This is a genomic window from Candidatus Limousia pullorum, assembly GCF_057405065.1.
In genome coordinates this window covers 2,299,978-2,310,930 of sequence record NZ_CM171614.1, presented here as the reverse complement: position 1 = coordinate 2,310,930, position 10,953 = coordinate 2,299,978, and the positions used below count along the sequence as shown (strand labels likewise).

7 protein-coding genes and 1 CRISPR repeat array are annotated in these 10,953 nt (G+C 42.5%); of the genes, 5 read left to right on the top strand and 2 right to left on the bottom strand.

From position 1 onward, the window contains the following. The first annotated feature begins 8 nt into the window (after positions 1–8). Genes cas7e through cas2e form a run of 5 tightly spaced genes read left to right on the top strand, consistent with a single transcriptional unit; the run spans position 9 to position 4,290 of the window. Entirely contained in the window at positions 9–1,079 is a 1,071-nt protein-coding gene (gene cas7e, locus CGICJO_RS10680) for a type I-E CRISPR-associated protein Cas7/Cse4/CasC (protein ID WP_486498860.1), read from the top strand. After that, positions 1,076–1,792: a type I-E CRISPR-associated protein Cas5/CasD gene (cas5e, locus tag CGICJO_RS10675; protein ID WP_486498859.1), complete on the top strand. Its 717-nt coding sequence runs from the start codon at positions 1,076–1,078 to the stop codon at positions 1,790–1,792. The genes cas7e and cas5e overlap by 4 nt, the downstream gene beginning before the upstream one ends. Continuing rightward, positions 1,793–2,440: a type I-E CRISPR-associated protein Cas6/Cse3/CasE gene (gene cas6e, locus CGICJO_RS10670; protein WP_486498858.1), complete on the top strand. Its 648-nt coding sequence runs from the start codon at positions 1,793–1,795 to the stop codon at positions 2,438–2,440. A gap of 5 nt (positions 2,441–2,445) precedes the next feature. Next, on the top strand, positions 2,446–3,384 hold the full coding sequence (gene cas1e, locus CGICJO_RS10665; protein WP_486498857.1) for a type I-E CRISPR-associated endonuclease Cas1e: 939 nt from the start codon (positions 2,446–2,448) through the stop codon (positions 3,382–3,384). Positions 3,385–3,396: 12 nt separating this feature from the next. Further along, on the top strand, positions 3,397–4,290 hold the full coding sequence (cas2e, locus tag CGICJO_RS10660) for a type I-E CRISPR-associated endoribonuclease Cas2e (protein ID WP_486498856.1): 894 nt from the start codon (positions 3,397–3,399) through the stop codon (positions 4,288–4,290). 44 nt (positions 4,291–4,334) lie between these two features. Further along, positions 4,335–7,415: a CRISPR direct-repeat array (repeat unit 29 nt; unit sequence ATTATCCCCGCACCCGCGGGGGTGATCCC). Positions 7,416–7,472: 57 nt separating this feature from the next. Here the strand turns inward: cas2e and CGICJO_RS10655 are convergent. Together CGICJO_RS10655 and CGICJO_RS10650 are read right to left on the bottom strand one after the other, a co-directional pair. Then, positions 7,473–9,062, bottom strand: coding sequence for a recombinase family protein (locus CGICJO_RS10655; protein ID WP_486498855.1), 1,590 nt, complete (start codon positions 9,060–9,062; stop codon positions 7,473–7,475). Further along, positions 9,050–10,357 (bottom strand): recombinase family protein, encoded by a 1,308-nt coding sequence (locus tag CGICJO_RS10650; protein ID WP_486498854.1) that lies wholly within the window; start codon positions 10,355–10,357, stop codon positions 9,050–9,052. Before CGICJO_RS10650 ends, CGICJO_RS10655 begins: the two co-directional genes overlap by 13 nt. Positions 10,358–10,953: the final 596 nt, after the last annotated feature.

The window sequence follows — 10,953 nt, the reverse complement described above, 5'->3', positions numbered from 1 at the left end:
GCTGTTTTATGAATTCGTTATATGTTGATATCCATGTACTTCAAACCGTTCCGCCCAGCTGCGTAAACCGTGACGATACGGGAAGTCCGAAAACCGCTGTATACGGCGGAGTTACTCGAGCAAGAGTATCAAGCCAGTCTTGGAAGCACGCAATGAGATTGATGTTTAAGGATATATTTACAGATGAGCAGATAGGTGTTAGAACCAAGAAAGTATATGAATTAATTGTAACACTTCTTAAAGAGATGGATTGTGTTGTGAAAGAGGATATTATAATAAAAAAACTGAAAAAAGCAAATATAGAATTAAAAAAAGATACAAAAACAAAGGAATTAAACAGTAAAGCGTTAGTCTTTGTTAGTCGTAAGCAAGCTAAAGCGTTGGCAGAGTTAATTTCAAATAATTCAGATAGTGATAAAGAATATCAAGAAGCTATAATAAATTTCCCTTCTATAGACATTGCTTTGTTTGGTAGAATGGTTGCAGATAAGCCAGCAATAAATTATGATGCAGCTGCACAAATTGCGCACAGTATATCGACACATGAGGTACATAATGAATATGATTATTTCACTGCAGTTGATGACATTTCCAATGAAGACAATGCCGGAGCCGGACATTTGGGAACAGTTGAATTTAACTCCTCGACACTTTATCGTTATGCAACTGTGAATGTAAGAGAGCTTGTTAAGAGTTTGGGTACAGATACTCCTAAGGTTGTTGAAGGTTTTGTAAAGGCCTTTTTGCTTTCAATGCCAACAGGTAAGCAGAACACATTTGCAAATAGAACTGTTCCTGATTTTGCATACATAACTATTAGAGAAGACCAGCCCGTAAATCTTGCAGGAGCCTTTGAAGCACCTGTTAGAGCTGATCAAAATGGATATGTTTTAAAGTCAATTAAAGCATTGACTGATTATGCTGATAAGACCTATAAGACGTTTGTTGATGCTCCTAAGAACGCTTATTATATTGGCTCATGCGAAAGCAGTATTGCTTCCCAAGTATCAATGAAGCAGCTCATGGAGGAATTATTTGCTCAGGTCAGTGACTATTGTAATAAGGAGAATGAAAAATGAGTACCCTATTATTGCGAATGTCAGCACCTTTGCAGGCATGGGGGTACGAATCTAAGTTTGAAACAAGACGAACAAGCCGTGAACCTACGAAAAGTGGTGTTATTGGGTTATTGGCGTCTGCACTGGGAAGATCTCGTGATGAATCTGTACAGGATTTAAATGAACTTTCTTTTGGCGTGAGGGTAGATCATGAAGGAGAGTTGCTTCACGATTATCATACAGTCAAATTAAATGAAAGTAAAACATATGTTACACATCGTTATTATTTATCAGATGCAGTTTTCCTTGTTGGCTTAGAAAGTGATAAAGAAGAATTACTGCAGAAACTTAATAATGCTGTTTTAAATCCTGCGTTTCCGTTATTTTTAGGAAGACGATCATGTCCGCCAACATTACCCTTATCTTTGGGAATTCGTGAATGCAGCTTGCTGGAAGCTTTACAGTCTGAACCTTGGCTTATTTCTCAGTATATGCAAAAAAAGCTTAAAAACCGTTCGGATTTTAAACTTCGCATAATTACGGATTCTGACCCAAAAGATTCTCGAGCGGTAAGACAAAAAGACGTGGCTGTTTCATTTGATCCAAGAAAACGCCAGTATGGTTATCGCCCTATAGTTGAACATACCCCAATTACAATGGTTAATAAAAATTACGAATTTCCTGAGTACAACACAGAACATGATGTAATGGCTGAATTGACAGGGGGTGACTAAATGTATTTTTTAACAAGATTTGAATTGGATTTTAAGAAAAGAAGTACAATGAAAGCCCTTGTCTCTCCGAATTTGTTTCATGGAGCCGTGGAATCATCTTTTCCGGGAGAACGAAAAAGATGTCTATGGAGAATAGATTCCCTGGCAGGCCGAAATTATTTATTACTTTTAAGTTCTGAAAAACCAAATTTGGAACATGCAGTGAAACAATTTGGGGTTGATAATGCAGAACAGTTATGGGAAACAAAAGAGTATACGCCTTTGCTTGACCGTATAAAAGATGGTACGCAGTGGAGATTTAGATTGACTGCAAATCCAACAAAGAGCTGTAAAAATGGTAATGAAAAGGAAAAAAGAGGAACTGTGTATGCACATATAACCCCTGAATATCAGAAAAAGTGGTTATTGGAAAGAAGTGAAAAGAATGGTTTTACTTTGGAAGAAAATTCTTTTTCAGTAGTTGAGCACAAGTGGTATAAGTTTTTTAAAGGCAGTGTAAGAAAACATCCGGTAACATTACTTTCAGTTACTTATGAGGGATATTTAACTGTTAAAGATGCAGAACTCTTTAAAAATACATTGGTTGGAGGATTAGGAAGAGGTAAGGCCTACGGCATGGGTCTTTTGACTGTCGTAAAGGCAAGGTGATATTTATGGCTTCTAATATTCCCGGTATGGAAAAGCCTGAAATACAGGAACTTCCTCAAATCGGAGACAGAATGAGTTTCCTTTATTTAGAACATTGTCAACTTAATAGAGAGGATAGTGCTATACTTGTAAGAGATGAACATGGAACAATACGTGTTCCTGCGGCTGCAATTTCAGTTTTATTATTGGGGCCTGGAACAAATGTAACTCACCGTGCAATAGAACTAATAGGTGATGCAGGTGTGTCTATTGTTTGGGTAGGAGAACATGGTGTAAGATTTTATGCAGGTGGCCGTCCTTTGACACACAGATCTCATCTCCTTGTAAAACAGGCTCAACTTGTCAGTAACCAGCGTTCACATTTAGAAGTAGTAAGAAAAATGTATCAGCTTCGTTTTCCAGATGAGGATGTAAGTGGTCTTACTACACAACAGCTTAGAGGAAGAGAAGGCAGCCGCGTAAAAAAAGCTTACAAAAATTCAGCAAAAAAATGGGGAATACCGTGGAACGGCAGAGATTACGATCCGGATAATTTTGAAGATAGCGATGCGGTAAACCAAGCTTTATCAGCAGGAAACACATGTCTTTATGGCTTGGCACATGCTGTGATTTTTGCTTTGGGGTGTTCGCCTGGTTTGGGATTTATTCACGTTGGGCATGAGTGTTCTTTTGTATATGATATAGCAGACCTTTATAAAGCTGAAATTACTATTCCAATAGCTTTTGAAATAGCCTCTAAAAATCCTCCTGATTTGCCTGGTACAGTCAGAAGAAGAGTAAGAGATGAATTTGCAGCATCTCATTTATTGGAAAGAATGGTTAAGGATATACGTTATCTTCTGAAAGAAGATGATTGTTCCGATGATTCTAATGTTGATGTTACATATTTATGGGACAGCCGCAAAGGAATAGTATCAAATGGAATAAGTTATTCGGAAGATTAGGAGGTATTTTGAATGATTACCGTCGTAATTACAAATTGTCCTCCAAAGCTCCGAGGAGATATTTCAAAATGGCTGTTTGAAATAAATACAGGAGTTTATGTGGGTAAAGTATCTGCCCGAGTTAGAGATTTGCTTTGGGAAAGAATCTGTGAAAATATAAATCAAGGACAGGCAACAATGATATTTCCGGCGCAAGGTGAACAAAAAATGGAGTTTAGAGTACACAACACAAGCTGGGAAATCGTGGATTTTGATGGTCTGAAACTTATGAGAAGACCGAACATGCATTTGAAACAAAATGATGAACATTTTGAAAATAATAGTACGCAACTCAGTTTTAGCAGAGAAGCGAAAAATTTAAAAATCCAAAGTATTCAAAAAGCTAAAAAATCTTCAATGCAATATGATAATTACACTGTAATTGATGTAGAAACTACGGGACTTTCTCATTTAACGGATAGTATAATCGAAATTGCAGCTTTACGCATCAGAAATGGTTTGCCAAAAGATGAATTAAACTTTGAGATAAAATGTGATAAGTCTATTCCAAAAGAAATTGAAAAGCTTACGGGGTTAACGACAGAGCATTTAATCAAAGAAGGTCGTGATTTGGAAAATGCGTTAAAAGAGTTTATCGAATTTTTAAATTCTGACTTGATTATATGTTACAATGCACCATTTGATTATGGTTTTATACAGGCAGCGTGTAAAAAATTGAAAATATCACAGTTGAGAAATAAATATGTTGATGCACATGTTCTTGCAAAAAGAAAGATCAAAGAAGTTTCTGATTATAAATTACAAACTGTTGCAAAATATTTTTTGGTTGATACTTATGGTTCACATAGGGCACTTAGGGATTGTTATATTACATATGGGATCTTTAAAAAGTTAAATGAAATTTAAATTTTTGTTTAACAAAAGTCTGAGTTTTACTGGACTTTTTTAGTATTATCCCCGCACCCGCGGGGGTGATCCCACGGTGTCCTTTTTAAGACAAAATTTGAACAAATTATCCCCGCACCCGCGGGGGTGATCCCCAACTGTGGGTTATATCCATCGCTTTTCTTCTATTATCCCCGCACCCGCGGGGGTGATCCCCAAGCTTAAGAGACCAATCATCCTTTGGTAATATTATCCCCGCACCCGCGGGGGTGATCCCATATCAAGCATAACTGATATTGATTTATCAACATTATCCCCGCACCCGCGGGGGTGATCCCGAGCCTTCAAAAAATCGCAAGAGAGAAATCGCATTATCCCCGCACCCGCGGGGGTGATCCCCGAAAAGCGTTAAAATCAGCATATAACTATTGATTATCCCCGCACCCGCGGGGGTGATCCCTACAGCCGCAAACGTGCAGTGAGGTTTTACGAATTATCCCCGCACCCGCGGGGGTGATCCCGGCGCTGGACAGCTTACAGAAGCACAGCTTTCATTATCCCCGCACCCGCGGGGGTGATCCCCTCTGGGGTCGCTGTAGAGCTTGTAGAGGACTGATTATCCCCGCACCCGCGGGGGTGATCCCAGGTTGACAATTCCGAATGTGGCTTTATTTGGATTATCCCCGCACCCGCGGGGGTGATCCCGAAAAGTCAAGCCCTTTAGCTCTATTTTTTCGATTATCCCCGCACCCGCGGGGGTGATCCCGAAATGGACGGTCAGCACCCTTTTTGACCTGAATTATCCCCGCACCCGCGGGGGTGATCCCAGGTGGCTGATAAACTACAACCTATACTCACTATTATCCCCGCACCCGCGGGGGTGATCCCTGAGCCGTTTCCGCCTGCACAGTAGCCGCAGTATTATCCCCGCACCCGCGGGGGTGATCCCGAGGTTTTTGCTACATCCGAAAAAGAAAAGAAATTATCCCCGCACCCGCGGGGGTGATCCCGAGGTTTTTGCTACATCCGAAAAAGAAAAGAAATTATCCCCGCACCCGCGGGGGTGATCCCGAATATATCAATTCCTATATGGAAGAAAGAGGATTATCCCCGCACCCGCGGGGGTGATCCCGCCTGCGGCCTTTGCGTTTCTGTAGTTCTGCCATTATCCCCGCACCCGCGGGGGTGATCCCAAGTCGCATGACCGTGGCACAGGCGATTGACAATTATCCCCGCACCCGCGGGGGTGATCCCCTGCCGCACCAAGACCTCCGACAAAAGCGACGATTATCCCCGCACCCGCGGGGGTGATCCCCCTCGTGCTCTGGGTGCTCTTTTGCGGCGGCGATTATCCCCGCACCCGCGGGGGTGATCCCCTGTGCTTTGCAGGGCGAAAATCTGCACCTTAATTATCCCCGCACCCGCGGGGGTGATCCCTTGCACCAGCGAAGCTCTTAACGCTGTGGTGGATTATCCCCGCACCCGCGGGGGTGATCCCACTTGCCGCTGTTGTAGGCTCTGTTGTTTCATATTATCCCCGCACCCGCGGGGGTGATCCCGCTGTACACGAAAAATGGCAAAGGCTTTTCATATTATCCCCGCACCCGCGGGGGTGATCCCTGTATCAAATCTTAATATAATTAAATCATACCATTATCCCCGCACCCGCGGGGGTGATCCAATATTGCGAAAGACCTGAAAAGCTTTTAGAAAATTATCCCCGCACCCGCGGGGGTGATCCCGGTAATGACGACCTTGTAAGAATAATGACACCATTATCCCCGCACCCGCGGGGGTGATCCTGTTTCTTTTGCTCTAAATATAAATTCTTTCTTATTATCCCCGCACCCGCGGGGGTGATCCCATATGAGGCTTGCAAGAAAGTTGGCATAAAACATTATCCCCGCACCCGCGGGGGTGATCCCTAAATCTACTTGTGGTTCGTCTGCTTTTTCTTATTATCCCCGCACCCGCGGGGGTGATCCCAGTTGCACGTTTACCCTCTTATTCCATATCAAATTATCCCCGCACCCGCGGGGGTGATCCCCTTTTATCCTACCAGCATAATAAGTTGGGAGAATTATCCCCGCACCCGCGGGGGTGATCCCAGCATCCGAAAAAGATGTAACCGCTTCTGCATATTATCCCCGCACCCGCGGGGGTGATCCCGTTTCATCAAATCCGGAAACTGTAACGTCTGCATTATCCCCGCACCCGCGGGGGTGATCCGATTTGTGTGGCTTTATAAAGTAAAATTTAATGATTATCCCCGCACCCGCGGGGGTGATCCCATTACAAGGTCGTCAAAATTATCTTGATACCAATTATCCCCGCACCCGCGGGGGTGATCCCAGAAATAATCACCGCTACATTAGGTGAAAGAAATTATCCCCGCACCCGCGGGGGTGATCCCAAGGGGTCTGGACAATAACCTGTAAATTTAAAATTATCCCCGCACCCGCGGGGGTGATCCAGCCTCGTGCATTTCGTGCGGCTCTCCTGCCATATTATCCCCGCACCCGCGGGGGTGATTTCTTGTACACCTTTTTCAGAAATTCTATATGGATATTATCCCCGCACCCGCGGGGGTGATCCACGTGGTGGGTATCAATCCCGATATGCCTGTTTCATTATCCCCGCACCCGCGGGGGTGATCCCAGAGCTTTACTACCCTATACAAATAGCCGCTTATTATCCCCGCACCCGCGGGGGTGATCTGTGTATAGGCATTTAAGCCCAGCTAAAAAGGTTATTATCCCCGCACCCGCGGGGGTGATCCCAGCTATTGGACTTTACTCACTTTTGATTGAGGATTATCCCCGCACCCGCGGGGGTGATCCCTGGGTTAGGCTTAAATTTGCTGCCATGAACCTATTATCCCCGCACCCGCGGGGGTGATCCCATACTGATTGACTGCGGTGTGTCTTACAAGAAATTATCCCCGCACCCGCGGGGGTGATCCCAATCAAGGCATAATCAATGGCGTTAAAAATTCATTATCCCCGCACTCGCGGGGGTGATCCCGCTCCGAAGTCGCCTAATTTAATTTTTGCCACATTATCCCCGCACCCGCGGGGGTGATCCATGGTCATTGGCTTCTTTTATTGAAAAACGCTCATTATCTCCGTACCCGCGGAGGTGATCCCTGACACCGAAAGAGATAAGGAAATTTTACTTATAATATTCAAAACTGTTTCTTTTTCTTACCTCATAATAAACTCCCTGGTAATCTCCGTACCGTCTTTGAATCTGAAAGTTATTTTTTTACCTTTATGTACTACAGCTTCTTCGAGAAGGGTTATCCATGGGGTGTCGGACCATTCTTTCATGAAGATTGGTTGCTTTTCCAGTGAATTTAGGAAAAGGCGGTATACTCGTTCCTGATTTTTTAAATCGGTTTTCTTGTTGTTTATCTTTTGAAGTTTTGCCAGTGTTTCATTATAGCGTTGTTCCAGTGCAGAATATCGCTTTTCATATTCGTCCTGCTGCTGGGAAACGGTGGCGTTTTCCTGAACACAGTTGTCAACCAAGTCTGAAATATGGTTAAGCTCATCTCTGAGTTTTTCTATCCTTTTATCAAATCTTCCAAGGTCGCCGATTTTTTCAAGCTTTTTATTACAGCGGCTAACAACCTCAGCTTTATCCGCCATAAGGTAATTACAGGCTTCCATGAATTTTTCCTTAATGGCCGGAGTATCTATAGCTGGGGTTTTGCATTTAGTTTCGCCTTTTACTTTGCTGTTGCACTCCCAAACGTATCTTCGGTAACTCATGTTTGAGTGCCAAAGCTTACTGCCGTAAAATCCGCCGCAGTCGCCGCAGACTATTTTGCTTGAGAAAATCGTTCTGCCGCTGTATCTTCTGTTTAAAGCTTTTCGCCTTGCTATTTCAAGCTGAACCATTTCCCATTGGTCAGGGTCGATAATGGCTTCGTGACTTCCCTCAACATAGTATTGGGGAACTTCACCCTCGTTTTTCTTGGTCTTTTTTTGGAGAAAGTCAACGGTAAACTTCTTTTGAAGAAGGGCGTCGCCTTTGTATTTTTCATTTTCCAGTATGCTTTTAATTGTGCGTGGACACCAGGTGGTTTTGCCCATAGGGGTGGGGATTTTTTCGTCGGTCAGGTATTTTGCAATGCCTGTTGCCGTTTTTCCCTCAAGAAAAAGCTGATAAATTTGCCTTACGATTTTGGCTTCCTCTTCAACAATTTTAGGTTTGTCGTCTTCGCCTCGCTCGTATCCTAAAAAGCTTTTGTAAGCGAGGCTCACTTTTCCGTCGGCAAACCTTTTTCTTTGTCCCCAGGTCACATTTTCCGAAATACTTCGGCTTTCTTCCTGGGCAAGGGAAGACATAATGGTGAGAAGAAGCTCGCCCTTGCCATCAAAAGTGTAAATATTTTCCTTTTCAAAATAACATTCACAGCCTGCGTCCTTTAATTTTCTGATAGTCGAAAGGCTGTCAACTGTATTTCGTGCAAATCGGCTCACCGACTTTGTCACAATAAGGTCGATTTTCCTGTCCAATGCATCGGAAATCATCTGATTAAATCCCTCACGATTTTTTGTGCTGAGAGCTGAAATTCCCTCGTCTGTGTAAACCCCAACAAACTCCCATTCAGGATTTGAGGTGATAAATTCTGTGTAGTACTCGACTTGAGCCGTGTAGCTTGTGAACTGTTCGTCACTGTCCGTTGAAACTCTGGCATAGCCGGCAACTCGTCTTTTTGTTCTTTGATTGATTGGTTCTGATGTGAATAAATTCCTTGTGGCAGGTATTGTGGTTACTCTTGGCATGTGTTTTTCCTCCTTTGATTTTTAAATCTTTCCGATGCGGCTTCACGCATTTCTTTTGTCCATGAATTGCTCCTTGAGATAAATTCCCAGGTTGTTTTTTTAACTTTTCCGTTATTAAAGATAAAACGAAGAATGTTGTTCTCGGGAACCTCAATGTGGTCTATTGATGATAAAAAAGCGTTCTCGTCAAATTCAGCAGTCCCCAGAACTTCTGATATTTTTTCTTTTAATATGTCCTCAGGTATTGCCCTTGTTTTGCAGGTTTCTTTTCCTTTTGTCAGAAATGTACTGCAATTCCAGCCATGGGATTTTTTTGTGGTAATTCTTTTAAAGGTCTTTCCGCATTTTCCGCAGATTATTTTTCCGGTAAAAATGCTTCTGGAAGGCTTTTTTCTTTTTGAAAAAACCTCGTCGATTTCTTTTAGGGCAAGCTGAGCTTTGTTGAAAGTTTCCTCATCAATAATAGGGGAGTGGGTGTCTTTTACATAATACTTGTCCAACTGTCCGTCGTTTGTAACTTCCTTTTTATCGATGTGATTGTTGCGGTAACGCTTTTGTAAAATGGCGTTTCCGGTGTATTTTTCATTTGTTATTATGTTTTTAATGTGGTGGGCTTCCCAATGTCCGCCCAATGCTCCGGTAATTCCACGGGAGTTTAAATCACGGCTGATATTTCCCAAGGTTTCACCATTGATAACCCTTGCGAAAATCTCACGGACGATTGCCGCTTGTTCTGGATTTATAAAAATTTTTCCTTTCTCAATGTTGTATCCAAATAAAAATCTGATATTGACAAGCTTTCCGTTTTTAAAGGAGTTTCGTATTCTCCACTTCTGGTTCTCACTGGCGGAAAGGCTTTCTTCCTGAGCATAAGAGGCGAGAAGTGTCAATAAAAGTTCACCCTCAGCGCTTAACGTGTTTATGTTTTGCTCTTCAAAAAATACGCCTATTCCTAAGCTTTTAAGCTCTCTGACAATTTCCAGAAGAGCCACAGTGTTTCGTGAAAAGCGGGAAACGGATTTTGTGATAATAAGGTCGATGTTACCCTCACGGCACTGAGTGAGAAGCTTCTGGAAATTCTCCCTTGAGGTTTTTGTTCCTGTCATGGCGTTATCTGCATAAACTCCGGCAAAGGTCCAGCCCTTGTGATTTTGAATAAGCCTTTGATAGTAGCTTATCTGAGCCGATAGGGAATGAAGCATTGCGTCGTTGTCAGCGGAAACTCTGGCGTAAGCCGCCACACGCTTTGGCTTTGTAAGTTTAGGAAGAGGCCTAATCATTCTGATACAGTTCATTATATTGATACCCTCCTTTTGTGACATATTAACTCTAAAGAAATGACTTATCAAGGAAATAAGAACATATATTCTACACGAATAGAAAGTCAATAATTCTGAATATATAGTCTATTGTGCTTCAATATGACCGCCAAATCGGTGGGATATGTAGCATTTGTGAGAGCAGTATTTTTGTCTTTTATTTCCGAAAGTTACAAACTCACTGCCGCAGTGTTGACATATCAAATGATATTCAGTTCCTTTTTTACCGTTTGATTTTCGCCAATGGGCGATGCGGCAAGAATTAGAGCAGAACTGTTTTGGTTTAGCTTTAGGATTTACAAAAATAGGTTCTCCGCAGTTTAAGCAAAGTCCGTTTTTGCCAGGTGATTTAATAGCCCTTTGACATACGGATTTGACAGTGTTAGGGGAGAGAGAAAGCTGTTTTTCTATTTGACTGTAAGAAAAATTCTGTCTTCGTAGATTTAAAATTTCAGCCTTTTGAATTTGTGTCATCATAGCGTCGTTTCCTTTCCGAGGAATGTCCCTCACAATATAGCCACGGAAAAGGGGAGAGTTAAGGTTTTTTAAATAAAAAAATCACCCGCCAAGTT

Bases quoted from the DNA above. Each gene is read 5' to 3' on its own strand.
- cas5e (WP_486498859.1), top strand. From the start codon at position 1,076: ATGAGTACCCTATTATTGCGAATGTCAGCACCTTTGCAGGCATGGGGG.
- CGICJO_RS10650 (WP_486498854.1), bottom strand. From the start codon at position 10,357: ATGAACTGTATCAGAATGATTAGGCCTCTTCCTAAACTTACAAAGCCA.
- CGICJO_RS10655 (WP_486498855.1), bottom strand. From the start codon at position 9,062: ATGCCAAGAGTAACCACAATACCTGCCACAAGGAATTTATTCACATCA.
- cas7e (WP_486498860.1), top strand. From the start codon at position 9: ATGAATTCGTTATATGTTGATATCCATGTACTTCAAACCGTTCCGCCC.
- cas6e (WP_486498858.1), top strand. From the start codon at position 1,793: ATGTATTTTTTAACAAGATTTGAATTGGATTTTAAGAAAAGAAGTACA.
- cas1e (WP_486498857.1), top strand. From the start codon at position 2,446: ATGGCTTCTAATATTCCCGGTATGGAAAAGCCTGAAATACAGGAACTT.
- cas2e (WP_486498856.1), top strand. From the start codon at position 3,397: ATGATTACCGTCGTAATTACAAATTGTCCTCCAAAGCTCCGAGGAGAT.